The organism is Kutzneria chonburiensis, from assembly GCF_028622115.1.
GTDB classification, from domain to species: Bacteria; Actinomycetota; Actinomycetes; order Mycobacteriales; family Pseudonocardiaceae; genus Kutzneria; species Kutzneria chonburiensis.
This window is the reverse complement of the sequence record NZ_CP097263.1, coordinates 9342700-9369024: the sequence shown is the minus strand read 5'-3', so window position 1 is coordinate 9369024 and position 26325 is coordinate 9342700. Positions and strand designations below refer to the sequence as shown.

At 67.0% G+C, this 26325-nt stretch carries 17 protein-coding genes and 1 pseudogene; 10 read left to right on the top strand and 8 right to left on the bottom strand.

Annotated features, from left to right (window positions below):
• Positions 1-31 precede the first annotated feature (31 nt).
• A complete protein-coding gene (locus M3Q35_RS43490) occupies positions 32-1381 on the bottom strand; it encodes a hypothetical protein (RefSeq protein ID WP_273938428.1) in 1350 nt (449 codons plus the stop codon).
• Between the two features lie 769 nt (positions 1382-2150).
• Between M3Q35_RS43490 and M3Q35_RS43485 the strand changes: the two genes are divergently transcribed.
• The 5 genes from M3Q35_RS43485 to M3Q35_RS43465 all read left to right on the top strand — a co-directional run bounded on the left by M3Q35_RS43485 (position 2151) and on the right by M3Q35_RS43465 (position 9292).
• Positions 2151-4280 carry a prolyl oligopeptidase family serine peptidase gene (locus tag M3Q35_RS43485; protein ID WP_273938427.1) on the top strand — a complete coding sequence of 710 codons (2130 nt, stop codon included), beginning with the start codon at positions 2151-2153 and terminating at the stop codon, positions 4278-4280.
• Positions 4277-5260 (top strand): mechanosensitive ion channel family protein, encoded by a 984-nt coding sequence (locus M3Q35_RS43480; protein ID WP_273938426.1) that lies wholly within the window; start codon positions 4277-4279, stop codon positions 5258-5260. Before M3Q35_RS43485 ends, M3Q35_RS43480 begins: the two co-directional genes overlap by 4 nt.
• Positions 5261-5290: 30 nt before the next feature.
• Positions 5291-5674 (top strand): globin, encoded by a 384-nt coding sequence (locus tag M3Q35_RS43475; protein ID WP_273938425.1) that lies wholly within the window; start codon positions 5291-5293, stop codon positions 5672-5674.
• A 102-nt stretch (positions 5675-5776) separates the two neighbouring features.
• Positions 5777-7372 carry a glycoside hydrolase family 13 protein gene (locus M3Q35_RS43470; protein ID WP_273938424.1) on the top strand — a complete coding sequence of 532 codons (1596 nt, stop codon included), beginning with the start codon at positions 5777-5779 and terminating at the stop codon, positions 7370-7372.
• 84 nt (positions 7373-7456) lie between these two features.
• Positions 7457-9292, top strand: a complete 1836-nt coding sequence (locus M3Q35_RS43465; protein ID WP_273938423.1) for a LamG-like jellyroll fold domain-containing protein — start codon at positions 7457-7459, stop codon at positions 9290-9292.
• Positions 9293-9400: 108 nt separating this feature from the next.
• Here M3Q35_RS43465 and M3Q35_RS43460 read toward each other — a convergent pair whose 3' ends face one another.
• The 7 genes from M3Q35_RS43460 to ssb all read right to left on the bottom strand — a co-directional run bounded on the left by M3Q35_RS43460 (position 9401) and on the right by ssb (position 21184).
• The gene (locus M3Q35_RS43460) at positions 9401-10036 is read right to left on the bottom strand and encodes a DUF8010 domain-containing protein (protein WP_273938422.1); all 636 of its coding nucleotides are present in this window, start codon (positions 10034-10036) and stop codon (positions 9401-9403) included.
• The gene (locus M3Q35_RS43455) at positions 10029-10418 is read right to left on the bottom strand and encodes an acyl-CoA thioesterase (protein ID WP_273938421.1); all 390 of its coding nucleotides are present in this window, start codon (positions 10416-10418) and stop codon (positions 10029-10031) included. Before M3Q35_RS43455 ends, M3Q35_RS43460 begins: the two co-directional genes overlap by 8 nt.
• Positions 10419-10600: 182 nt before the next feature.
• Complete coding sequence (locus M3Q35_RS43450; protein WP_273938420.1) at positions 10601-15571, bottom strand: NAD-glutamate dehydrogenase; 4971 nt, start codon at positions 15569-15571, stop codon at positions 10601-10603.
• Positions 15572-15737: 166 nt separating this feature from the next.
• Positions 15738-16994 (bottom strand): hypothetical protein, encoded by a 1257-nt coding sequence (locus tag M3Q35_RS43445; protein ID WP_273938419.1) that lies wholly within the window; start codon positions 16992-16994, stop codon positions 15738-15740.
• 55 nt (positions 16995-17049) lie between these two features.
• Positions 17050-18753, bottom strand: a complete 1704-nt coding sequence (locus tag M3Q35_RS43440) for a GGDEF domain-containing protein (RefSeq protein WP_273938418.1) — start codon at positions 18751-18753, stop codon at positions 17050-17052.
• Positions 18754-18768: 15 nt separating this feature from the next.
• Positions 18769-20445, bottom strand: coding sequence for an energy-dependent translational throttle protein EttA (gene ettA / locus M3Q35_RS43435; RefSeq protein WP_273938417.1), 1677 nt, complete (start codon positions 20443-20445; stop codon positions 18769-18771).
• 289 nt (positions 20446-20734) lie between these two features.
• Positions 20735-21184: a single-stranded DNA-binding protein gene (ssb, locus tag M3Q35_RS43430; RefSeq protein WP_273938416.1), complete on the bottom strand. Its 450-nt coding sequence runs from the start codon at positions 21182-21184 to the stop codon at positions 20735-20737.
• A gap of 287 nt (positions 21185-21471) precedes the next feature.
• Here ssb and M3Q35_RS49065 point away from each other — a divergent pair, with 287 nt between their 5' ends.
• From M3Q35_RS49065 to M3Q35_RS43410, 5 genes and pseudogenes are all read left to right on the top strand, one after another.
• Positions 21472-22587: a DUF222 domain-containing protein gene (locus M3Q35_RS49065; RefSeq protein ID WP_420704733.1), complete on the top strand. Its 1116-nt coding sequence runs from the start codon at positions 21472-21474 to the stop codon at positions 22585-22587.
• Positions 22569-23249: a response regulator transcription factor gene (locus M3Q35_RS43425; protein ID WP_273938415.1), complete on the top strand. Its 681-nt coding sequence runs from the start codon at positions 22569-22571 to the stop codon at positions 23247-23249. Before M3Q35_RS49065 ends, M3Q35_RS43425 begins: the two co-directional genes overlap by 19 nt.
• Positions 23246-24643 (top strand): sensor histidine kinase, encoded by a 1398-nt coding sequence (locus tag M3Q35_RS43420; protein ID WP_273938414.1) that lies wholly within the window; start codon positions 23246-23248, stop codon positions 24641-24643. Before M3Q35_RS43425 ends, M3Q35_RS43420 begins: the two co-directional genes overlap by 4 nt.
• Before the next feature lie 46 nt (positions 24644-24689).
• Positions 24690-24830 (top strand): annotated as a pseudogene (locus M3Q35_RS49060) (TetR/AcrR family transcriptional regulator); the annotation flags it as partial.
• A 535-nt stretch (positions 24831-25365) separates the two neighbouring features.
• The gene (locus M3Q35_RS43410) at positions 25366-26307 is read left to right on the top strand and encodes an ATP-binding cassette domain-containing protein (protein WP_273938412.1); all 942 of its coding nucleotides are present in this window, start codon (positions 25366-25368) and stop codon (positions 26305-26307) included.
• The last annotated feature ends 18 nt before the right edge of the window (positions 26308-26325 follow it).

Below are 26325 nucleotides of genomic sequence, written 5' to 3'. Positions count from 1 at the left end.
GCAATGCCAGACCCGGCCCCACTCAGAAGATTTACTTCTTCTTGCTCATTGCAAACACAAACAATCCCCAACCTAGGATATTTGCGGGAAACGAGAAGACGTCATTAATTGCAGCAAATGCAGCATGGTCACTAAAGTATAGAATGACAGAACACTCAAATAGCAGGGTTCCAATCACAACCCTGGTCGCCCCAGAGATGCCCATACGTTCAAGTCGATCATTGATATTACTGCGAAGTTGGTCAAGCAAAGAAGAAGTTTCATCATCCAGAGCAGCCGAAGTGGGCGCATAAGGATAGTTTGTAAGACCGAGCCGCAGGTCATCATCCGCCAATGCAGCAAAAGCATTGACCGAAGAACCCGGATCCTTCATTGACTCTCGCGCCGTACTTGTCGCCAACACTTCAAGTAGCTCGGCAACCGAACGGTTGACCGCTTCCTCGGCCAACCGTCGCTCACCCCGCCACAGCGCCGAGTTATCAAAGCTTGCTACAACGTCGAATTCTTGCATGCGCCGAGAACCGTCAACCAGGCCTGCCAATGCCGTTCGAGAGAAGTTAACACCAGACATTGGTCCACTAGCCCCAGCCAGATTAGAGATCACCGACGGAACTACAGCCCTAAATTCTTCAAGCGCTGTGACCACCCCAAGGCCAGTCTGTTGACTTCTTGTCATGTAGTCGACAGCATTTTGAACGCCAAACGACGTCGTCATGGTAGGCATAAGCGCGTCGTAAAATTTCACAGCCCCCAATGCTTCGATATTAACCGAAGCTAGATGGTCGGCGACGCCCGTAATGCCACTAACGCCGTCCATAAGCCGAGCGGGATCTCCTAGCACTGACAACCCCAACGAACGCTGAACATCAGCCATATGCGCAGCCGCCGGACCAACCACATCATCAAAAACCGCAGTCCTAGCAGCCATACCCTTAACCGAGGCAAGGTAATCGGCTACGCCACGCAAACCGCCAACGCCGTCCATAAGCCGAGCGGAATCTCCCAGCACTGACAACCCCAACGAACGCTGAACATCAGCCATATGCGCAGCCGCCGGACCAACCACATCATCAAAAACCGCAGTCCTAGCAGCCATACCCTTAACCGAGGCAAGGTAATCGGCTACGCCACGCAAACCGCCAACGCCGTCCATAAGCCGAGCGGAATCTCCCAGCGCCGACAACCCCAACGAACGCTGAACATCAGCCATATGCGCAGCCGCCGGACCAACCACATCACCCAAGGTAACAGCACTACGATCCGCTGCCTTGACCCGAATAACGTACTCGGCAACATCGCTTCCGTGTTCCGAAGACGCGGGCTCCGACGCAGACTCCCGAGTGTTTGTGCCGTCACTGTCCGCACTGTCCGGGCCCGCCATCTAGGCAGTATAGATCCAATCGCGTATGCACGTCCTTGTTGCACTGCCGAATTTGGCTCTATGGGATCAAGGCGCGCCGCCGGCGGCGGCGCGGCGGTCGCCCTGGCAGCGCCGGTCACCGGGCCGTTCGGCCCGGAAGGGCACGCCAACGGCCCTCATGCTCCGCCGGGCCGGGCGACCCTTCCGGGCACGGCCCGCAGGGCACGCCAGAACGCCGCCGACGACGGCGCGCAGGGTCCATAGGCATCAGCACCAGTGGCCATGGCTCCGAGCCGGCTCAGTTCGATCTCAGCGGCATTGACCCCGGACACGAGGCGGCCCCTGACGCCAGGGGAGGGACATCAGGGACCGCAGGTCGGGAGTACCCGAGGCCGGCCGCTTCACACGCGGACGAGACCCAGCCCTCCTGCTTGATCCTTTAACACCGGACCAGCCGCATCAAGGCGGGAAAGATGCCTTGACCCGGCCGGCCCGGCGCTAACGGCGGCATGGACGAGGGCAACGGGCGGGTGAGGCTGAGGGGTGGTTCGGCACCAGCACCGCCGCCGGCCCCAGGCCGCCTCCAGGCCGGCAGACGTCCGGACCGGGTCGGACCCAACCGGACGTCCTCCGACCAAAGCAGCAGGTCAGAAGGGGTGTGTCCCGAATCGCCCGCAGCCCCAGGCCCTCCGCCCTGACATGCATGACATGTCATGAACCCGTCGTGAAATCCATGGTGAACCGTGGCCTAACGGCGATCGTTTTCACCTAGGTCGCTACTCTTCGGCAGATGACCGAGGCTGCACCCCATTCGACGGCGTCCTATCCCCCGGCCGAGCGGCTGGCGCTCGTGGAGGACCTGCACGGACACGCTGTGTCGGACCCTTACCGCTGGTTGGAGGACCCGGCCGACGAGCGCACCGTCGCCTGGTCGGCCGCACAGGACACGTTCACGGAGTCGTGGCTGACGGCGCTGCCGGGCCGGGACGCGCTGCGCGGGCGGCTGGAGCGGCTGACGGCCGCCGGCAGCGTGGGAGCACCCGTCTGGCGTAACGGCCGCGCGTTCTTCACCCGCCGCAACCCGGATCAGGACCACGCCGCGCTGTGGCTGCGCGACCGCGACGGCAGCGAGCGCGTCCTGCTCGACGTCACGGTGCTCGACCCGTCCGGCCGCACGACCCTGGACACGTGGTCGCCGAGCCGCGAGGGCGCGCTGCTGGCGTACCAGATCTCGGTCGGCGGCAACGAGGAGTCGCTGCTGCACGTACTCGACGTGGACAGCGGCGAGCTGCTGGACGGCCCGATCGACCGCTGCCGGTACAGCTCGGTGGGCTGGCTGCCCGGCGGCGAGGAGTTCTTCTACATCCGCCGCCTGCCGCTGGCGGACGTGCCGGAGGGCGAGGAGCTGTTCCACCACCGCGTGTGGCGCCACCGTGTCGGCACGGACATCGCGAACGACGTCAACGTGCACGGCGACGGCATGGACCCCACGTACTACTTCACGCTGCACACCTCCGAGGACGGCCACTGGCTGATCGTCGACGGCCGGCGCGGCACCACGCAGCGCGAGGCCGTGTGGATCGCCGACCTCACGGCGGACGAGTTCGTGCTCAACGACGTCGTGTCGGACGAGGGCGGCGCGCGGTGCAACGCATGGGTCGCCGGCGACGGCCGCCTGTACCTGCTGACGACGCTGGACGCCCCGCGCGGGCGGCTGTGCGTCGCCGACCCGCGGCAGCCTGGCCGTGAGCACTGGACCGAGCTCGTCGCCGAAGAGCGCGACTCCGTGCTGGAGAACGCCGAGTGGGTGCGCGGCGAATCGGGTCAGGGCGCCCACATCCTGCTTCAGCGCACGCGGCACGCCGTGTCGGAGCTGCACCTGCACGAGCCGTCGACCGGCACTCACGTGAGCCAGGTGCCGTTGCCCAGCAAGGGCAGCCTGCACGGCATCACCATGGCCGACGCTCGGACGAACGGCCACGAGGGCGTCGTCTGGTTCGGCTGGACCGACTTCACCACGCCCACGTGCGTGCGCACGTACCGAATCGGCGCGACCGACACCGAGCTGTGGGCCGCGGCGCCGGGTGCCGTCGAGGTGCCGGACGTGCGTACCGAACAGCTCGAGTACGTGTCGCGCGACGGCACCGTGGTGCGCATGTTCGTGGTGTCGCCCAACGGCCGGCCCACGCAGCCGCTGCCCACGCTCATCACCGGCTACGGCGGCTTCGCCGTCACGCGCCGCCCCGGCTACAACAGCAACGCGCTGGCGTGGGTGCAGTCCGGCGGCGTGTGGGTCCTCGTGTCGCTGCGTGGCGGCGCCGAGGAAGGCGAGCAGTGGCACCAGGCCGGCATGCGTGACCGCAAGCAGAACGTGTTCGACGACTTCCACTCGGCCGCCGAGTACCTGATCCGGCAGGGCTGGACGACGCCGGAGCAGCTGGCGATCTCCGGCGGATCCAACGGTGGTCTGCTTGTCGGAGCGGCGTTGACCCAAAGGCCGGAGCTGTACCGCGCGGTGGTGTGTTCCGCACCACTGCTGGACATGGTGCGGTACGAGCGGTTTCTGCTGGGCAGGCTGTGGGCGGAGGAGTACGGCAGCGCCGCCGTGGCCGAGGAGCTGGCTTGGCTGCTGGCCTACTCCCCGTACCATCGGGTGATCGAGGAGGTCGAGTACCCGGCCGTGCTGTTCGCCGTGTTCGAGTCGGACAGCCGGGTGGACCCGAACCACGCCCGCAAGATGTGCGCAGCGTTGCAGCACGCCACCAGTGCGGACCCCACCAAGCACCCGGTGCTGATCCGCCGCGAGACCGAGGTCGGTCACGCGGCCCGGTCGGTGTCGCGCAGCGTGGCGCTCGCCGTCGACGAACTCGGCTTCCTCGCCCATCAGGTCGGCTTGGAGCTGGAGGAACTGGATACATGACCGGGCAAGGCACCAACGTGGTCGCGGCGGCGAGCTGGTTCGCCGACAACTGGCCAGTGTTAGTCGCCGGGGCCATCAACATCGCGATCATCGTGGCCATCGCCGTGGTGATCCGGTACATGGTCCACCGGATGATCGACAAGTTCACCCAGGGCAACGGCGACATGCCGCCGCTGCTCAAGCCGCTGAAGGAGCGGGCGCAGCAGCTGCCCGCTCCGCAGCGGTCCGAGCGACGCCGGCAGCGGGCCAAGACCATCGGCTCGGTGCTCAAGTCGCTGACCACGCTGCTGACCGCCGGCATCGCGTTCCTGATGGTGCTGCAGCAGTTCAAGATCGACATCACGCCGATCATCGCCTCGGCCGGTGTGCTCGGCGTCGCCATCGGTTTCGGCGCCCAGTCGCTGGTCCGGGACTTCCTGTCCGGCGTGTTCATGATGCTGGAGGACCAGTACGGCGTCGGCGATGTGATCGACGCTGGGCAGGCCACCGGCACCGTCGAGGCCGTCGGACTGCGCGTGACCACGTTGCGTGACGTCAACGGCACGGTGTGGTATGTGCGCAACGGCGAGATCGTGCGTATCGGCAACTCCAGCCAGGGCTTCGCCGTCGCCGTCGTCGACGTGCCGTTCGGGCACGCCAGCGTGGACGACGCGCTGGAGCTGATGGGTGAGACCGTCGAGGCCGCGGTGGCCGAGGCCCCGCTGGCCGAGGACGTGCTGGACGCGCCGCAGGTGCTGGGCGTGGAGAAGGTCACCTCCGAGGGCATCACCCTGCGGCTGACCGTCAAGGTCCGGCCTGGCCGGCAGTGGGCCACGCAGCGGGCGCTGCGGGCCCGGATCATGGGCGCCTTCGTGGCCGCCGGCATCGAGCCGCCGTTCGTGCGCACGCCGCCCAAGGCGGAGGAGGAGCGCAAGCCCGCGCCGGCCCGGCCGCGCCCCACCGGCTTCGACGACAGCAAGTCGTCCGACCTGGGCGGCTGACCGCCGCCCGCGAGTGCGAGGATTGACGACGTGGGAACGCCGCAGAACTTCTACGAGGCCGTCGGCGGCGAGGAGACGTTCCGCCGCATCGTCGGCCGCTTCTACGCCGAGGTCGCCAAGGACGAGGTGCTCCGTCCGCTGTACCCGGAGGAGGACCTCGGGCCGGCCGAGGAGCGTCTGCGGCTGTTCCTGATCCAGTACTGGGGTGGCCCGCACACCTACTCCGACCAGCGTGGACACCCGCGGCTGCGGATGCGGCACGTGCCGTTCAGCATCGGGCCGATCGAGCGGGACGCGTGGCTGCGCTGCATGCGGATCGCCGTCGACGAGGAGCGGCTGGCCGAGCCCGAACGCCAGCAGCTGTGGGCCTATCTGGAGATGGCGGCCAACAGCCTGATCAACACCTGGGTGTGAGGTCCCGGTGAGAACGATCACTGCGCGGCTGACCACGGTTTTCCGCCTGGCGTAACCCGTTAGGGGACAACCGATCCCGGACGGGTGGCAATATGACACCCCGTGCGACGATCCGCTGACGTTCATGCCGAGATCGCCGAGAAGTCTGCTTGGTGGCGGGAGGCGGTCTTCTACCAGGTGTACGTCAGGTCCTTCGCGGACTCCGACGGGGACGGCGTCGGCGATCTCGAGGGCATCCGGTCCCGGCTGGGGTACCTGGAGCTGCTCGGCATCGACGCGCTGTGGCTGACGCCGTTCTACCGGTCGCCGATGGCCGACCACGGCTACGACGTCGCCGACCCTCGGGACGTCGACCCGCTGTTCGGCGACCTGGCCGCGTTCGACCGGCTTGTCGCCGACGCGCACAACTGCGGCATCAAGGTCACCGTCGACCTGGTGCCCAACCACACCAGCGACCAGCACGAGTGGTTCCAGGCCGCGCTGCGGGCCGGGCCCGGCAGTGTCGAGCGGGAGCGGTACCACTTCCGTGAGGGTCGCGGCGGCGACGGTTCGTTGCCGCCCAACAACTGGACCAGCGTCTTCGGCGGGCCCGCCTGGACGCGCGTCGCCGACGGGCAGTGGTATCTGCACCTGTTCGCGCCGCAGCAGCCCGACCTGAACTGGGCGCATCCCGAGGTTCGGGCCGACCTCGAGCGGACCTTGCGGTTCTGGCTCGACCGGGGCGCCGACGGGTTCCGTATCGACGTCGCCCACGGCATGGCCAAGCCGTACGGGCTGCCCGACATGGACCCCCGGGCCTCCGTCGGCGCCGGCGTGTTGCACGACAACGCCCTCGACCCGCGGTTCGACGACGACGGCGTGCACGAGATCCACCGCATGATCCGCAAGGTGCTCGACGAGTACCCCAACGCCATGGCCGTCGGCGAGATCTGGGTCAAGGAGAACGAGCGGTTCACCCGCTACCTGCGGGCCGACGAGCTCCATCTCGGCTTCAACTTCCGTCTCGTGGAAGCCGACTTCGACGCCGACTCCGTGCGTACCGCCATCGAGTCCTCGCTGGCCGCCGTCACCTACGTCGACTCCCCCGCCACCTGGACCCTGTCCAACCACGACGTCATCCGGCACGTCACCCGCTACGGCGATGGTCTGCTGGGCCGGCAGCGGGCCCGGGCCATGGCTTTGGTCGAGCTCGCCCTGCCCGGCGTCGTGTACGTCTACAACGGCGAGGAACTCGGGCTGCCCAACGTCGAGCTACCCGAGTGGGCGTTGCAGGACCCCATCTGGCTTCGGTCCGGGCACACCGACCGGGGCCGTGACGGCTGCCGTGTGCCCATTCCGTGGGAGGGCTCGCAGCCTCCGTTCGGCTTCTCCTCCGGCGTCGTCACCTGGCTGCCCATGCCGCACGAGTGGGCCGGGCTCACCGTCGAGGCCCAGTTGGAGGATCCCGGCTCCATGCTGTCCCTCTACCGGCAGGCCCTCGAGCTGCGGAAAACCCATCCGGCGTTCGGCGGCGAGAGCCTCGAGTGGTACGGAGCCCCGCCCGGCTGCTTCGCCTTCCGTCGCAAGGGCGGAGGGTTGATCTGCGCGTTGAACACCGGCAGTGCTCCGGTGCCCCTGCCGCCGGGGCAGGTGCTGCTGGCCAGCGGGCCCATGGCCGCCGACCTGCTCCCGCCCGACACCGCCGTCTGGCTGGTGTGATCGCGCCTTCCGACCGACCACACATCCGGCGTCGTTCACCCGCAGTTCCGTCCGCGTTGGCGATGGGCGGCTAGCTTGCCGCGCATGAGTGACTCAAGTCGTCGCAGCTTCCTGCGCGGTGCTGGGCTTCTCGGTGCGGGGGTCGCGGCGACCGGCGCGCTCGGCGCCGTGTCCGCGGCCGCCGACCCGTCGTCGACCGCCGGCTGGTGCCCCGATCCGAACGACCCGCGCTTCACGCTCGTCGTCATGCCGGACACGCAGTACCTGTTCGACGAGGACCGCGGCGACGCCGCCCCCTTAGACGCCTCGCTGCGCTACGTCCTCGACGGCGGCGACGACAACGTTGTCTTTCTCTCGCACCTCGGCGACCTCACCGAACACGGCGAAGCCGGCGAGATCGCCCAGATCGGCCACTCGTTCCAGGCGCTCGACCGCAATCGCGTCGGCTACAGCGTGCTCGCCGGCAACCATGACGTGAACTCCTCCACCACCGACCAGCGCGGCAGCACCCCGTGGCTGTCGACGTTCGGTCCGCAGCGGTTCCGCAGCTCGCCGACGTTCCGCGGGTCGTCGAAGGACGGCTACAACAGCTACCACGTGTTCCGCGGCGGCGGCCGTGACTGGCTCGTCCTCGCCCTCGACTGGCGGCTGTCGCCCGCCGGCTTCGACTGGGCCCGGTCGGTCATCCGCCAGCACCCGAAGACGCCGGTCATCGTCACCACACACGAACTCGCCTACGCCGACGACTCCGGCCAGGCTTCGCTGTCCGACTACGGGCAGCAGCTGTGGGACCAGCTCATCGACGACAACGACCAGATCTTCCTCACCCTCAACGGCCACTTCTGGCCGCCCGGCCGGGCCACGCTGCACAACAAAGCCGGTCACGACGTCCACGTGCACATCACCAACTACCAGGACCACTACTACGGCGGCAGCGCCATGATCCGGCTCTACCGCTTCGACCTGGCCCGCAACGTCATCGACGTCTCGACCATCTCGCCCTGGCTACTCGCCCAGAACTCGTCTCGTCTCAACGAGCTCGACCGCCGCGAAATCGAGCTCACCGGTCCCGTCAACCGCTTCACGGTCGACATCAACTTCACCGACCGGTTCAGCGGCTTCGCCCCCGTGCCGCCGCCGGTCTCCCGCCCGGCACGCGACCTCCTGATCCCCGGCACCCTCGCCTACTGGCGGTTCGACAACGGCCCCGCCGCCGGCACGCCCTTCGCCGACAGTCTCGTCCAGCGCGACCTCTCCGGCCGGGGCAACGATCTCGTCCGGGTCACCATGCCCGGCAGCTCCGCGTCAGCTTTGACCTGGTCTGCCGATTTCGCCCCAGGTGCACCCGCGCACGGCAGCCTCCGTTTCGACGGCGGCAAGAACCCTGGCCACGGCGCCTACCTGCAGACCGTCGACGGCGCACCGCTGAACTCCGCCAACTTCGAGCACGGCTACACGATCGAGGCGTTCGTCAAAGTTCCCGCAGATTTCAAAAACGGTCTGCACGCGTGGTGCGGCATCTTCTCCCGCCTGTGCCGCGGCCGCGACGCCGGCAAGACCGGAGACGACCCTCTCGAGCCCGCCGCCACCCTCGCCCTGTCCGACGGCGCCCAGTTCCAGTGGGCCGTCTTCGCGCTCAACCAGACCGGCATCTCCACGTCCTGGGGCCACGAGCTCCCCCTCGACCAGTGGTGGCATGTCGCTCTGGTCAACGACGGGCAACACACGTCAATGTTCGTCAACGGATGTCGAGTTCTGCGGAACCCCAAGACCCCAGCCGTCGGCATCGCCGGCACCGGCAACTGGCTGCTCGGGGCCTATGACTACGACCGCACCGTCGACCAGGGCTTCTACGGCTGGGTCGGCGACGTCCGCGTCGTCAACCGCGCACTGTCGGTCCGCGAGTTCATGCTCCGCTGACCATCTGGTCGACTTCGCCGGTCTGCCCCATCCCGGCCGGCGAAGTCGACTTCGACAAAAAGCCCGAGTTTGCAAAAGAGCTCGACTTCGTCGAACTGCTGGACTTCGTCAGACCAGCAACGGCAGCAACGCGTGGCGGCGACGGACCACCGCGCCAAACCGGGCGTCGATGCGCAACCAGGCGTCGGTCGCCGTCACGCGCACGTTGTCGCCCGTGTCGCCGGAGCCCAGGAATCCCATCCCGGACAGCGCGAACAGGCAGCGCAGCGGAATCTTGACGTCCAGTCCGCTGCCGCTGACGGTCAGCACCGTCTGGTCCAGCAGCGACGCCGGCGGCGTGCCGTGCGGGCCGGAGTTCTCACGCGCGACCGCCACGCCCTGGTCGGCCAGCTCCGTCATCACGGTCACCGGCAGGTCGTCGACCTGCTTCCACCCGTCAGCCGGGGGCAGGGCACTACGCCACATCAGGTCCTTCGACGCACCCGGATCCACCCGGTCGCCGCGCAGGATGGCCAGGCCGGCGAGCAGTTCGCTGCCCGAGACCGCCACATCGGACGGCGTCGCCGAACCGGCGACGGTCCGCGTTGCCAACACGTCGAACGGCGTCGCCACCCACGCCTCGACCCGGTCCTCGCCGCGGTTGCGCAGGCGCACGACGCCTTGTTGGTCCAGGCGCACGGCCCGGGCCACGAACGCGCCGAGGTCGTCGCGCTCCGACGGATCGGCGAATACCAACTCAGCCACGTGCGCCCCCGGAATGCCAGCTCGCGAGGAAGTCCCGCTCGGCGTCGGTCAACCGCCGCGGCCTCGTCTCGTCCACGTCGTAGGCGCAGATCAGCGTCTCCGCTGTCACCGCGACCGTCGACGAACCGTTTCCACCAGTGCGCACGGCGTAGTCCAGCATGAACGACGACGCCTTCAGATCGCGCACGGACATCTCGATGTCGACCGCTCCCCCGTCGAACACCAGGGGCACGCGGTAGTCCACCGCCAGTTTCACCACGACCATGCCGCGGGACATGTCGACGAGGCCCTGCCTCGCCGCCTCGGTGAACACGAGCGCGACTCGCGCCTCTTCGAGAAGGGTGACCGTGTTCGCGTGGTTGACGTGCCCGTAGGCATCCATGTCGGACCACCGCGGTCGCACCTGCGCGACGAAGACACCCAACTACAACGCCTCCCTGGCTGATGCCCTGATTCGGTATCGGATCCTACTCAGCCAGCTCGGAGCCCATTTCACGGACGGCAGCCGGTACGAACAGGGCCCCACCGGCGACGCTCGCCGGCGGGGCCCGTCGTCCGTCGATCTCAGCGGATCATGCTGCGCACCTGCCGCGCCGCCACCGACAGCGTCGCCAGATCGAGCCGGCCGACCCGGCTGATCTCCTGCAGCGCTGCCCGGGCCCGGCCCAGCCGCGAGGCGTTGGACTGCTCCCAGTTGGCGATCTTCACCTCGGGGCTCTCACCCGGGTCGCTGTGCCGGAGCACGTCGAGGGTGATCGCCCGCAGCGAGTAGTACAGGTCGTCGCGCAGCGCCAGGCGGGCGAGCGCGTGCCAGCGGTTGCCGCGTTCCAGCGCGCTGACCGAGCTGAGCATCTGGTCGATGTTCAGATGCTCCGACAACGCGTAGTACAGCTCCGCGGTCTCCTGGTGCGTGCGCTCCACACCCAGGCCTTCGCGCTCCGCCAGCTCCGCGACCTCGCTGATGTCCAGCAGGCCGTACGTGTAGAGCAGTGCGGCAACGCGCTCCGCCAAGTGCTTGGGGGCACCCTGGTCGAGCAGCTGCTGCGCGTGACCGGCGACGATCTCGCGCTCCCGGCCGTGCAACAGGTTCAGCGCCTGCGGTGCCAACTCGCTCACCATCGCCGAGAAGCGATTGATCTCGGCGCCCACGGCCAGCGGTTGCGGGCGGTTCGACAGCAGCCACCGGGACGCACGGTCGAGCAGTCGGCGCGTCTCCAACATCAGCGAATTTTGCAGATCCGTGGAGACCTTGTTGTCCAGCGCGTCGATCTCGCGCCAGATCTCCGGCAGGCCGTAGACGTTCGTCACCACCGCATAGGCCCGGACCGCGTCGGTCGAGCTCGCGCCGACCTCCTCGGCCAGCCGGAACGCGTAGGAGATGCCGCCGCCGTCGACGACCTCGTTGACCAGCAGCGTCGTGGTGATCTGCTTGCGCAGCGGGTGCGAGCCGATCGCGTTGCCGAACTGCTCCCGCAGCTTGCTCGGGAAGTACTCCGGCAGCCGGCGCACGAACACGTCCGAGTCGGGCAGGGTGCTGGCCAGCACCTCGTCCTTGATCGCCAGCTTGACGTGCGCGAGCAGCGTCGCCAGCTCCGGCGAGGTCAGCCCGTCGCCCGCCTTCTCCAGCGCCTTGAACTGCATGCTCGACGGCAGGGCCTCGAGGTTGCGGTCCAGGCCGTGGTTGGCTTCGAGGTCGTCGACCAGTCGCGCGTGCACCGACAGCATCGGCGCCGCGTGGGCCCGGCTGACCCCCAGCACACTGTTCTGCCAGTAGTTGTCGCGGAGCACCAGCATGCCGACCTCGTCGGTCATCTCCGCCAGCAGCTCGTTGCGGTGCTCACGGTCCAGCTGGCCCTCGGCGACGAGGTGGTCCAGCAGGATCTTGATGTTGACCTCGTGGTCGGAGCAGTCGACACCGGCCGAGTTGTCCAACGCGTCGGTGTTGACCCGGCCGCCCGCACGGGCGAACTCGATCCGGCCACGCTGCGTCAACCCCAGGTTGCCGCCTTCGCCGATAACCTTCACCCGCAGGTCGGCGCCGTCCACCCGGACCGCGTCGTTCGCCTTGTCGCCGACCTCCGCGTGCGACTCGGCCGCCGACTTCACGTAGGTGCCGATGCCACCGTTCCAGAGCAGGTCGACCGGCGCCAGCAAGATCCTCTTGATCAGATCGGTCGGCGCCATGTGCTCGACGTCGCCGTCGATCCCCAGCGCCGCCTTGATCTGCGGGCTCAGCGGAATCGACTTCGCCGTCCGCGGCCACACCCCGCCGCCGTCGCTGATCAGGCTGCGGTCGTAGTCGTCCCACGACGAGCGCGGCAGCTCGAACAGGCGCTTCCGCTCGGCGAAGGTCGGCGCCGCCACCGGATTCGGGTCGAGGAAGACGTGCCGGTGGTCGAACGCCGCCACCAGTCGGATGTGCTCGGACAGCAGCATGCCGTTGCCGAACACGTCGCCGGACATGTCGCCGACGCCGACAACCGTGAACTCCTGCGTCTGCGTGTCGACGCCCAGTTCCCGGAACGCCCGCTTGACGCTCTCCCACGCGCCCTTGGCGGTGATGCCCATCTGCTTGTGGTCGTACCCGACCGAGCCTCCGGAGGCGAACGCGTCACCAAGCCAGAAGCCGTATTTGCCCGCGACCTCGTTGGCGATGTCCGAGAACGTCGCGGTGCCCTTGTCCGCCGCGACGACGAGGTACGTGTCGTCGCCGTCGTACCGGACGACCTGCGGGGCCGGCACGACCGCGCCCGAGTCGAGGTTGTCGGTCAGGTCGAGCAGGCCTGAGATGAACATGCGGTAGCAGGTGATGCCCTCGGCCAGGAACGCCTCGCGGTCCAGGCCCGGGTCGCCCTTGGGGGCCGGCGGCCGCTTGAGCACGAAGCCGCCCTTCGCGCCGACCGGCACGATGACAGCGTTCTTCACCGCCTGGGCCTTGACCAGGCCCAGGATCTCGGTGCGGAAGTCCTCCCGCCGGTCGGACCAGCGCAGGCCGCCTCGGGCCACCGGCCCGAACCGCAGGTGGACGCCCTCGAAGCGCGGCGAGTACACGAAGATCTCGAAGCGCGGCTTCGGATCCGGCAGCTCCGGCAGTGACCTGGAATCCAGCTTGACCGCCAGGTACGGCCGCACGTTGCCGTCCACGTCACGCACGAAGTAGTTCGTCCGCAGCGTCGCGTTGATCAGCGACAGCAGCTGCCGCAGGATCCGGTCCGCGTCGAGGCTGGTGACCTCGTCGATCAGCTCCGAGATGTCGGCCGTCAACGCCGAGACCACTCCGGCGCGGGTGTCGTCCGACAGCGCCGGGTCGAAGCGCGACTCGAACAGCCGCACCAGCGCCTCGGCGACGTTCGTGTAGCGCAGGACCGCATCCTCGATGTAGTCCTGGCTGTACGGGATACCCACCTGGCGCAGGTACTTCGCGTACGCGCGGAGCACCGACGCCTGCCGCCAGCCGAGCCCGGCGCGCAGCACGAGGGCGTTGAAGCTGTCGACCTCCGCCTCGTCGCGCCAGGCCGCCGCGAACGCGTCCTGGAACAGAACGCGGACGGTGTCCAGGTCCTGCGTGGCGAGCCGGTCAAGTACGCCCTGCTCCATGCGCAGACCGAAGTCGAAGATCCAGCACTGGGTGCCGTCCTCGCGCTGGATCTCGTACGGCCGCTCGTCGACGACCTCGACGCCCATCCGCTGCAACACCGGCAACACCTGCGACAGCGTCACCCGCGCGCCGGCGAGATACAGCTTGAACCGCCGCTCCCCCGGCTCCGCGTCCGCCGGCAGGTAGAACGACATGTCCAGGTCGCCCTCGGACAGTCGCTGGATCCGGCGCAGGTCGGCCAGACCTTCGGTGGCGGTGAAGTCTTCCTTGTAGCTCTCCGGGAACGCCATCGCGAAGCGCTGGCCCTGCTCGGTGGCGGACTCCGCGCCGAGCTGGTTCACCTGCTCCGAGGACTGCTCGGGCTCGTTGTGCTCGGACAGGATCGCGTCCGCCATGCGGTCGTCCCAGTTGCGGGTGGCCTCACCCAGCAGGGACTGAATGTGAGCAGCATTCAGCTCCGGCGCCTCGCTCGGCTCCGTGTGCACCATGAAGTGCACGCGGGCCAGTGGGCTCTCGCCGATCAGCGCGCTGTACTCGAGGTTCTTGCCCTGCAGCTCAGCCAGCAGGACTTCCTGCATCGCCAACCGCGACGTCGTCGTGTAGCGGTCGCGCGGCAGATACACCAGGCACGAGTAGAACCGCCCGTACGGGTCGCGGCGCAGAAACAGCCGCAGCCGGCGACGCTCGGCCAGGGCCAGCACGCCCGTGGCGATGTCGTACAGAGTTTCCGCGTCGGTGGAGAACAGCTCGCTGCGCGGGTAGTTCTGAATGACCTCGAGCATCCGCTGGCCGGAGTACGACTCCAGCGGGAAGCCAGCTCGGTGGATGACGTTGCGGACCCGGCGGCTGATCACCGGGATGTCCAGCACATCCTCGTGCAACGCCGACGTGGTGAAGACACCGAGGAATCGGTGCTCGCCGCTGACGTTGCCGTCGGCGTCGAACGTCTTCACGCCCACGTAGTACGGGTACATCGAACGGTGCACCGCAGACGGCGCACTCGCCTGCGTCAGCACCAGCAGCTCCGGGGCCAGCGCCTGTGCCGCAGTGTCCGGGCCGGCGGTCAGGCTCCGCGCCGCCAGGCTGTCCTGACGCAGCACACCCAAACCGGAAGCCAACACCGCACGCAACGCCGGCTCTTCACCACCAGCAGGGTCCTCGACCAGCTCGTACTGGCGATAGCCGATGAAGGTGAAGTGCCCCCGGGCCAACCACCGCAGCAGGCTCGTGCCGTCACCGACCTCCTCCGCATCCAGCTGCGGCGGCGCCTGCTCAAGTTGGTCCGCCAGCTGCAGGGCCGTGCCCGCCATCTTGTCGGTGTCCTCGACGACCTCACGGACGTCGTTGACCACCGTGATGAGGCGATTCTCGAGCTCCCGGCCGCGCTCAGCGTCCGTGATGAGGTCGACCTCGATGTGCATCCACGACTCGGCGAGAGTGTCCGCCGGCGGGTCGCCCGGGTCCGCTTCCGGCAGCACCTCGCGAAGCTCGCCCGTCACGTCCCGGCGCACCACCACGATCGGGTGCACGACGCGGTGCACCTGGATTCCGCTGCGGATCAGCGCCGACGAGATCGAGTCGACCAGGTAGGGCATGTCGTCGGTGACGATCTGCACGACCGTCACCGGGCACGTCCACCCGTCCTGGGACCGCGTCGGGTTGAGGATGCGAACCACCGGCCGGCCGGGGACACGGTTGTCCGCCAGTTGGTAGGTGGATCGCACCGCGCCGACCAGGTCGCTCGGGTCGTCGTCGATGACTTCCTCGGCGGGCACGTAGCGGTAGTAGAGGCGGATCAGTTCTGCGAGTTCCGGAGCGGCGGCAACGGCGCCGCCGATCAGCTCATCGCGTACCTGTTCGGGACTGTCCAGCCGGTCTTCGCGGCTCACGCCAGTGCTGGCGGTCGCAGGGCGGGACGGGGCTCCAGTCGAGGTCATTTTCAGGCGGCTCCACGCTATCCGGCGCCTCGGTGCGCCGGGACCGTAGTCCACCCTAGATGGGTCGCCGCACCGCAAACGCCTAGGGGTTGCAGCTGAATCGAACCCTGTGACGGGTGCCACCGACACGCATCTTCAGGTTACTGACGAGTTGGTTTTCGCCTGGTCAGCGTTCCGGAGGGGTCCACGTCCAGTCCGACCAGTCCCGTTCCGGCTCGACCGGTCGCGGATCATGATCGACCGCCGGCCGGTCCTCGCGGTACGGCGTCGGGGCCCAGTCACCCAACCCAGACGTGTCGGATCGCGGCGGCTGGCTTTCTCGGCCAGAAAGCACCCAATCGGACAACATCGGCGGTTCGGACGAAGTGCTGGGCACCTCGATCCGGTCCTCCGGTTCGGGCTGCCGGTGCCTCGACCCCGACCGCTCCGGCTGCCAGTCGTACTGATCGACCGTCGACGGCTCCTTGTACGGCCGGGCGGCCGGCGGTTCGTCGTCGAAGTTCGTGTGCCCGGCATGTTCGGTCGACTCGAAGGCAACCAGTGCCTCGGCCAGCAGATCCGCCAACTCCGAACGTGGGCGCCGACCTTCGCGCACCACCGGCGTCTCGTCGGCGGACCGCTCGGCCACTGCCGTATCGGCACTCGAGCTGGCAGTCGCAACGGCGGCATCCGGCTTGGAGGCGCTTTCCGGATCGCGCTCGGAGCCCCGCTCCTGCCCCAAGACTTCATGCGGCACGCCCGCACGAGTGCTGAAAGGAACCGTGCCGGCGTCAGCCTGCTCGTTGTCTCCAGTCGAGCGCGTGTTCACTACTGCTGGTGTTTCAGCCAGGACAAAAGGATCTTCAACAGAGGCAGCCAGCGGCTGGGACGGCTGGACCTCCGCAGGTTCAACCGTAGGTACCTGCTTCGCGGTCCGAGTCGACGGCGGCTCGAGCCGCCACCTTCCTGAGTCAGCACGAAGCTCGTCCGCAATCTCGCTGCGTTCGAACGATTCGGCTCGGCGACGCCGCCCGGTCGACGTCGGCTGCTCGGTCTGCGGCTCGACAGTCGGCTCTGTTGCAACTAGTGCCTCGGCGTCGGGTGGTTCCGGCGCACGACGCCGGCCGCCAGTCCCAGCGGCAGCCAGCAACTCGACCAACGAGGCCAATCCCGGACGGCCCGTCTCGTCATTGGCATGCCGCCGCGAGTTGGAGGGCTTCTCCTCGTCGGTTTCACGGTCTTCGGCTCGCCGCCGTCCACCAGCGGACTCGACCTTCGGCGGCTCGACCGTCGTCGAAGCCGAATCAGCCGCGGCACGGAAGAACGCCGCCAACGCACCTGGTGCCTGCGTCCGGTCACGGTCCGAGGCCTGGGTCCCGTCCGAGAACAGGTTCGCGGAATCCGCCATCTCCACCGGGTTGGACGGCATGCCCGCATTGCCCATCCGCCATCGGTCGGCCGCCTGAGCCCACGCGGATGACAACCCCGCCGGTTGTTCGTCAGCCCGCCGCACCCTTCGGCGAGGCAAGTCGTCCGAAGGTGCTGGAGTCGGACGAAGCGCTGGATCGACTCGCTCCGCCGTAGTCTCGGCCTTCTGTGCAGCGCCGCGACCAACCAGGTCGACGGCGTCGCCGGCCGCCCCCGCCTCGGGCCTGCGACAGGGCTTGATCCGCGTCGGTGAGCAGCGCTTCGCCGCCGCTACCCGGGCGATATTCAGCGACACCGGTGGTCACCGTGACGGCCAACCCCGGCGACACTTCAGACCTGAGTTCTTCCACCCAACGCTGAGCCTGGTCCCGCGTCGTGTCCGGCAGCAGCACAGCCAACTCGTCACCAGCGGTTCGGCCAACCGCGGCCTTGCCCGGAGCCGTGTCGCGCACTCGATCGGCGATCTTGCGCATGACCTGCTCGTCCACCGGAGCAACACCATTACCGCTCGTCCCGGCGACGTCGACGTCAAGCAGCACCAGAGACAACGCGTGGTCGATGTAACCGCCGTTGACCACGGCGTCGATCTGCCGACGGAATCCGTTGCGGTTCAGCAACCCTGTCACAGCGTCGGTGTCCGAACGCGGCTCCGGGTTGGTCCTCCGCGGCCTGATCAACCCCGGCAGCTGCTCCTTGAGCCCTGAACTTTCGCGATGTACGGCCGCGAATTCCTCAGCGAGCTTCGTTCGCACGGTGTACAGGGCGGCAGTCCGGCGCCGCTCCGCGGTGTGGGCGCTGCGCAGACAGATCAACGCTTCAGCGAGTTGACCGGCCATCTCGTGAACATGCGACAGCGCCAGCATGCTCTCCGACAGCAGCGGATCAAGCTGATGCCGCACAGCACTATCGGCGACATCGAGCAGCAGGTCGTTGGCAATGGCCGTCCGGCCGGCCGGCAGGTGGACACGCGTCGCCAACGCCAGCTTGAGCCAGCCGACCGCTGCCGCCGACGGTGCCCGCACGGGTCGTTCGAGCAGTTCCTCAGCGGCCTTCACCGCGTCCGCCAGCTGCTCGGAATCCATCAAGGCACAGACGAGTTCCAGCACCAACCGGCTGGCGACGTACCCGGAGTCAGCCTTCGCGTCGCTCAACTCGCCGAGCAGGGCGAGACCGTCCTGCGCCGCCCCAACGGCAGCCTTCAAGTCGCCCCATCGACGATGCTGTCGCGCCGCAGAAGCACGCAGCAATGCCCTCGACAGCAACTTCTCGTCATCGTCGAGAGCAGTGTCCTCGCCGTAAAGCTGATCGGCCTGATCCAGCCCGTCGGTCAGCTCCTTGCTCCGACCGATCAGCACCAGGCAGTCCGTCAGCCCGACGAGCGCAGATGCCCGTACCTCCGGCGGCACGCCGTCAGTCCGCAAAACCGGCTTGAGCACACCAAATCCGGTCAGCGGTACCCCTGCGGCGCGCGCGCAGGCCGCCAATTCGATGCGAAGCCGCCAGCCGATCTCGTCATGATTGCCTGCCTCAGCAGCCTTGAGCGCTGCAACTGCGCGTTCGACCGCTTGAACACCCTTGTCGAGCTGGTTGAGGGCGAATACCGCGAGCGTCTCCGCCCTCAACCGCTCCACATCGTCCCGGCGACCCGTGGCGAGGGCTGACGCCCGGTCGCTGAGCACCAGGCTCAGTTCCGGAGCCCGCCAACGCAGCTGCCAGGCAGGCACGCTGAGCGTGCCAACCTCCGCATCCGCCTGCGTCTCGCCACTGCCGGCCACGATCGATTGCCGCCCTCAGTCCCGTGTCAGCTTCCGGTGGGTCACCCGATGCGGGCGGGCCGCGTCAATGCCCAGCCGGTCGACCTTGTTCTTCTCGTAGCCCTCGAAGTTGCCCTCGAACCAGAACCACTTCGCCGGCTGCTCGTCGGTGCCCTCCCACGCCAGGATGTGGGTTGCGACGCGGTCAAGGAACCACCGATCGTGGGAGATGACCACAGCGCAGCCGGGGAACTGCTCAAGTGCGTTCTCCAGCGAGCCCAGGGTCTCGACGTCGAGGTCGTTGGTCGGCTCGTCGAGCAGAATCAGGTTGCCGCCCTGCTTGAGGGTCAGCGCGAGGTTGAGGCGGTTGCGCTCACCACCCGACAGCACGCCCGCCGGCTTCTGCTGGTCGGCGCCCTTGAAGCCGAAGGCACTGACGTAGGCACGCGAGGGCATTTCGGTCTGACCGACCTGGATGTGGTCCAAGCCGTCGGACACGACCTCCCACACGTTCTTCTTGGGGTCGATGCCGCCGCGGTTCTGGTCGACGTAGGAGAGCTTGACCGTCTCGCCGATCTTGACGGTGCCCGAGTCCGGCTGCTCCAGACCGACGATGGTCTTGAACAGGGTGGTCTTGCCGACGCCGTTCGGACCGATCACGCCGACGATGCCGTTGCGCGGCAGGTCGAACGACAGACCATCGATGAGGACGCGGTCACCGAAGCCCTTACGCAGGTCGTTCACCTCGACGACGACACTGCCCAGACGGGGGCCGGGCGGGATCTGGATCTCTTCGAAGTCGAGCTTGCGGTTCTGCTCAGCCTCCGCCGCCATCTCCTCGTAGCGTTGGAGGCGGGCCTTCGACTTGGCCTGCCGGGCCTTGGCGCCGGACCGAACCCATTCGAGCTCGTCCTTGAGACGCTTCTGCAGCTTGACGTCCTTCTTGCCCTGGACGGCGAGGCGCTCAGCCTTCTTCTCGAGGTAGGTCGAGTAGTTGCCCTCGTAGCCGATCACGCGGCCACGGTCGACCTCCATAATCCACTCGGCGACGTTGTCGAGGAAGTAGCGGTCGTGGGTGACAGCGAGGACAGCGCCGGCGTACTGGGCGAGGTGCTGCTCGAGCCAGAGCACGCTCTCCGCGTCCAGGTGGTTGGTGGGCTCGTCGAGGAGCAGCAGGTCGGGCTTGCTCAGCAGCAGCTTGCACAGCGCGACTCGGCGGCGCTCACCACCGGACAGCAGCGTCACATCGGCATCGGGCGGCGGGCAGCGAAGGGCGTCCATGGCCTGCTCGAGCTGGGAATCGAGGTCCCACGCGTTGGCGTGGTCCAACTCCTCCTGGAGCTTGCCCATCTCGTCCATGAGCTCTTCGGAGTAGTCCGTGGCCATGAGCTCGGCGATCTCGTTGAAGCGGTGAAGCTTCACCATGATGTCGCCGACGCCCTCCTCGACATTGCCGAGAACGGTCTTCTCCTCATTGAGCGGCGGCTCCTGGAGGAGGATGCCCACGGTGTAGCCGGGGCTGAGGAAGGCCTCACCGTTGCTCGGCTGGTCGAGACCGGCCATGATCTTGAGGACGCTCGACTTGCCCGCGCCGTTCGGGCCGACGACACCGATCTTGGCGCCCGGGTAGAACGCGGTGGTGACGTCATCGAGGATGACCTTGTCCCCATGCGTCTTCCGCGCCTTTTTCATGGTGTAGATGTACTCGGCCATGGGCGCGATCGTAGAGCGACGAGGAGTGGACCAGAACCTCGGTAGCCACGAACGGGCGGGACGGGTCACTGAAGTTGACGCGAACGAGGAACTCCCGGGATGTCCCGTACCGCCGTTCGGCCCATCTCACCTGCGGTGACGACCCGTCGGGCGGCCGCGACGGATCGTGTCCACCCCCTGCGAGGTGGCGCACCTCACTCTTGCCGACCCTGCTGGCCACCGTCGAGCAGCAAGGAGCAGAGACAGACGTGGGCGCGAAGGCCACGATCGGCCGACGCGCCCACGCACTTCACCCAGCGATCGCGGACAGGGCCGGCGGCAACTGGTCGTCGCTGATCTTCTCGAGGTCGACCGCTCGCAGGAACGGAGCGATGTCGCCGGTACCATCGCGCCGGGCCTCGGCCGTGCAAAATGCCAGGTTCGGACCGATCGCACTCGCATCAACTTTGACCAGTGTGCGTTTCTCGCCGTCCTTCTCGTATTGATCCACACGAAGCTTGCCTGTCACGATGACCGGATCCCCCTTCTTCAAGGACGCTGCAGCGCCATTCGCAAGACGCCTCCACCCACTGACCCACACGAAGAGTTTGTTGCCATCAACCCAGCTCTGCGTCTTCGTATCGAATCGACTCGGGTTAGAAACCACACCGAAGCTGGCGACAGGAATTCCATCCTGAAGCTGACGCAAAACGACGTCCGTGGCGACGTTACCTACGACAGTCACTGCTGTTTCGTACACCGACCTCACCCTTCGCGATAGACATCCGGTCTACGGGCTCGTTGGACGCCGTCGACCACCAGCGGCTCCACAGTGCACGTCAACGCGGCAGGACGGAAGCGATGCCACCATCGCCTGTGGACAACTCAAGATCGACGAACGACCATCCACATGTCGATCTTGATTCAACCCACAAGACCGGCGTCCGTGCTATACGCACCAGATCGACACAGGGTCAAATCGACGCAGTTGCAAATCCCTCATCAAGCGCTTAGCTTGAATGACACCCGAACTCAAGGGAGCAGCCCATGGAAGAACCGTCGAACGAGTCCGCGCTTCTACTCGAAGCGCTAAACCTCACCGAAGGAGGCCGAACCGTCAGCGAACTCATCGAGATGATGAGAAAACTCGTCTGCCTGGAATCAGAGGTACGCGCAGCCATGAGCCACGTCGTGGCAGTGGCGACCTCCCAGGGCGTGCCCGAAAGCACCGGACACTCGTCAGCCGCCGAACTGCTCAAGAGCGAGTTTCACCTCTCGGGCCGCGAGGCCAGTGAGCTCGCAGTGTCCGCCATCCGGCTACGCGACCAACTCCCGTGTACGTACGTCGCGCTGCGGTCCGGCCTGATCACGTGGTCACATGCGACAACCCTCGTACGCGCCGTGGACCGGCTCGGTTTCGGCACAGTCCAAGGCGCCGAACACGACTGGATCGAACTCATCGCCACACGTACCAGTCCCGAGGCTCTGCAACGCGTAGTGAACGCCCGCCGTCTCGAGCACGACGGCTATTCGCCGCGTACCGCCCCCAGGCCCCAACCCGGCGCGGATCCCCTCACACCAACCGACACCTCGACCACCGTATCGGAAGCCACGACCTTCAATAATGCGTCGGAGGCTACAGACACCCCCGTTCAGACATCCCGACACAGCATGACCGCCCGGACGGCACCGTTCCTGAGCCGCCGAGCGAACTCAGCGACCGCCGCAAGGTTGCGCAGCCGGCGCATGGAGAAGCTCCCGGGTCGGAAGCAGCTACAGAGCCGGTCTGGCCAGTCGCGTCAGCAACAACACTTTCGGGTGACACTGGCGCAAGTCCATATCAGGACTCCACGATGCCAAACACCGGATGCGTGCACCCAGACTGCGCGGCCGGGGCGGCTCTCCGGGAGATCTCGTTCACAGTGCACTGGCTCGACGGCGGCCAATCAACGGTTCTCGGCCGTGTCCTCATCTGCGATGAACACGCCACTGCCCTCACGAACTGCCCGGTCGACCAGATCCGGGTCGGGCATAGCAGCACGATCTGGACGATCAAACCGAGCCAGGCGCCGGCCGCCGCCTGAGCAACTGAGAGGTTGCTGTGAACAATCGCGACTGCGCTCGATGTCGGTGAGGATGGCGTCATGCGTGTCCTGGTCGTAGACGACGAACCCGCGGTCCGCGAGTCCATCAGTCGCAGCCTCCGGTTCGAGGGCTACGAGGTCGAACTCGCCGCAGATGGTGAGTCGGCGCTCAAATCCCAGGCGGCCAGGCCGGCGGATGCGGTCGTGCTCGACGTGATGATGCCGGTGATCGACGGCCTCGAGACATGTCGTCGTCTACGGGCGACCGGAGACCGGGTGCCGGTCTTGATGCTGACCGCCCGCCGCGCGATCGGCGATCGTGTGACCGGCCTCGATGCAGGAGCAGACGACTATCTCGTCAAACCATTCGCGCTCGAGGAACTTCTCGCCAGGTTGAGGGCTCTGCTCCGGCGCACCGACACCGGCGGGAGCGAGAGGCTCTCCTTCGGAGATCTTGAACTGAACGTCACCGCGCGCACGGTGCTCAGGGCCGACCGGATGATCGACCTCACCCGCACTGAATTCGATCTCCTCGAACTGCTGCTACGACATCCGCGCCGCGTGCTGTCACGGTCTGTGCTGTTCACGGAGGTCTGGGGGTACGACTTCGGTACGGGCTCCAACAGCTTGGATGTCTATATCGGCTACTTGCGCCGAAAGCTGGAAGCACAGGGCGAGCCCCGCCTCGTGCACACTGTTCGCGGAGTCGGCTACGTGCTCAAGGAGTCGGAGAACGCGTGAAAGGACGACGACCGTCGCTGCGCCGGCGCCTCGGCGTCGTGTCGGCGGCTGCGGTCGCAGTCGCCGTGATCGGCGTATCCGTCGCTGCCTGGCTCCTTCTTCGTGACCAGCTCAGCAACGTGGTGAACGAGCGCCTCGACCGTCAGGTGGTCTTCGCCGTGAAGATCGACTCGGCCGGGATGCGTTCCAATGTGCAGAGTGGTGGCCCCGACACGCCGCTGTATCAGACGGTTTTCCCGGACGGATCGTCATTGACGCCGGTCGGGCAGGCGTCGATCCCGGTATCGGCGGCCGATCGACAGGTCGCCCGGCGCGAGCTGTATGACACGACCGAGGACGTCAAGATCAACGGGACGTCGTACCGAGTGCTCACCCGCTGGATCCGCACGAAGCAGACCGGACCGAACGGGCACGCCATTCAGATTGCGATCGACCTGAGCGAGATGAACGGAACGCTCGCCAGCTTCGGTTTGGTGCTCGCGCTGACCGGAGGCGTGGGCATCGCGGCAGCCGGCGTGCTGAGTTACTGGCTGACGCGCGCAGGTCTTCGGCCGGTGGATCGGGTTGTCGCGGCCGCAGAACACGTTGCCAGCACACAAGATCTCAGCGCTGCCGTGTCCGTTGACCAACGAGACCCCGACGAGGTCACTCGTGTTGCCGAGAGCATGAACTCGATGCTCAACGCGCTCGGCGCCTCTCGTGACGCACAACGTCAGCTAGTGGAGGACGCCAGTCATGAGCTGGCGACGCCATTGACGAGCTTGCGCACGAACATAGATCTCCTTCTGCGGGCCGAGAATCATCCGGAGCGACGGTTGGAATCGGCGGACAAGAAACGGCTACTGCAGGACGTTCAGGCCCAGATGCACGAACTCGACCATCTCATCGAGGAAGTCGTCGAGCTGGCGCGCGATCCTCGCTCCGGGGAGGAAGTCGAGGAGATCGACCTTGCCGAAGTCGTACGGTCCGCCATGACTCGGGCACGGGCAAGGACGCCTCAGGTGAACTTCACGCTCACAGAAGCGCCAGCGATGGTGCGGGGGCAGGCGAACGCGTTGGAGCGTGCGGTGCTGAACCTGCTGGACAACGCCGCGAAGTGGGGGCCTCCGGGGCTTCCTGTGGAGGTGCTGGTGCGGCAATGGGGTGCCAGTGCCGAGATCAAAGTCGCGGATCGTGGTCCTGGTATCGCCGAGGACGACCTGGAGCGGGTCTTCGAACGGTTCCATCGAACGAAGGAAGCCCGGCAGATGCCGGGGTCAGGCCTTGGACTGGCGATCGTCAGGCAGGTCGTGCAGGGGCACGGTGGTCGGGCATGGATGAGCAGGCGAGAGGGCGGGGGCACCGAGGCGTGGATCCGGCTTCCGCAGGTGGGACCGGTTTCAGCAACGCTATGAGTGATTACTCATTGCATGAGTGAGTCCACACTCATAAGCTGTCTCCATGTCCACCGAGTCACCCCCGCGCCGTCGGCGTGCTCCTGCGATGAGCACGGAGGACCGGCAGGAGGCCATCGCCCTTGCGGCGATTCCCCTGCTGGCCGAGCACGGCACGCACGTCACCACCGGGCAGATCGCGAAGGCGGCGGGGATCGCCGAGGGCACGATCTTCCGTGTCTTCAAGGACAAGCAGGAGCTGCTGGACTTCTGCGTCCTGCGAGCGTTCCGGACACGAGAGCTGGTTGCGCGGATCAACGCGATCTCGGCTGACCAGCCGCTGACGAGTCGGTTGATCGAAGCGATGACGATGATCGACGACATGGCGGCCCGGCTGGGAGCGCTGATGCACACGCTGGGAGCCACCGGCTACCGGCCGAACGAGGACAACCACAAGAAGGACGATAGGGCGGGCGGGCAGGGAAAGCCGCCGATGCTGGGTGAGTTCGAACGGACGACCACGGCAATCTCGGCGCTGTTGTCGTCGGGCCAGCAGCAACTGCGGTTGCCGGCGGACCGGGCAGCGGGCTATCTGATGGGCCTGACCTTCATGACGAGGATGCAGGCAGCGCGGACGGGCCGGGATGAGCAGCAGGAACCGGAGTCGTTCGTGTCGGAGATCGTCGATCTCTTCATGAACGGAGCCGTTGCCACCGGAGTGGAGCGAGGGGGAAGGACCCGCAATGACCGAAGTGATGATCGAGGCGAGAAACGTGAGCAAGGCGTTCGGCACCGTCAAAGCGCTGGACGACGTGAGCATCGCGGTGCCGAGAGGGACGGTGCTCGGGCTGCTCGGCCACAACGGTGCCGGCAAGACGACATTGGTGAACGTGCTGACGACGTTGCTCAAGCCGACCTCGGGATCGGCCTCGGTGGCCGGACTGGACGTGGTGAGCCAGGGCGACCGCGTACGTGGCCGGATCGGCTTGACCGGGCAGTTCGCGTCGGTCGACGAGAACATGTCGGGGATCGACAACCTGGTGCTGATCGCGAGGCTGTTGGGGGCGACCAAGAAGCAGGCGACGGCCAGGGCCGGTGAGCTGCTGGGAACGTTCGACCTGACGGAGGCTAAGGACCGGCCGGCGAAGACGTACTCGGGCGGCATGCGGCGGCGATTGGACTTGGCTGCGAGCCTGGTGGGTCGGCCGGACGTCATCTTCCTGGACGAGCCCACGACGGGGCTGGATCCGATGAGTCGGATCGGGTTGTGGGAGATCGTCGAAGGATTGGTGGGTGACGGAACAACGGTGCTGCTGACAACGCAGTACCTGGAAGAGGCGGACCGGCTGGCCGACACGATCACGGTGCTGTCCAAGGGAAAGGTGGTCGCGGCGGGCACGGCGACGGAGCTGAAGGCCGGCGTCGGCAAGCGCACGGTGAGTGTGGTGCTGGCCGAGCCGGAGGACGCGGCGACGGCGTTGAACGCGCTGTCCAAGGCGGGGTTGCACCCGGTTCACGACAAGGCGCGACACTCGGTCACGACGCCGGTGGAGAAGTCGACCGATCTGGCGACCGTGGTGCGGGCGCTCGACGAGGTGGGGGTCGAGGTGGGCGAGCTGGCGCTTACCGAACCGACGCTCGACGACGTGTATCTGGCCGTCAATACCGAAGCACCGGCTGCCTGAGTCGGCGAGGGGAATTCC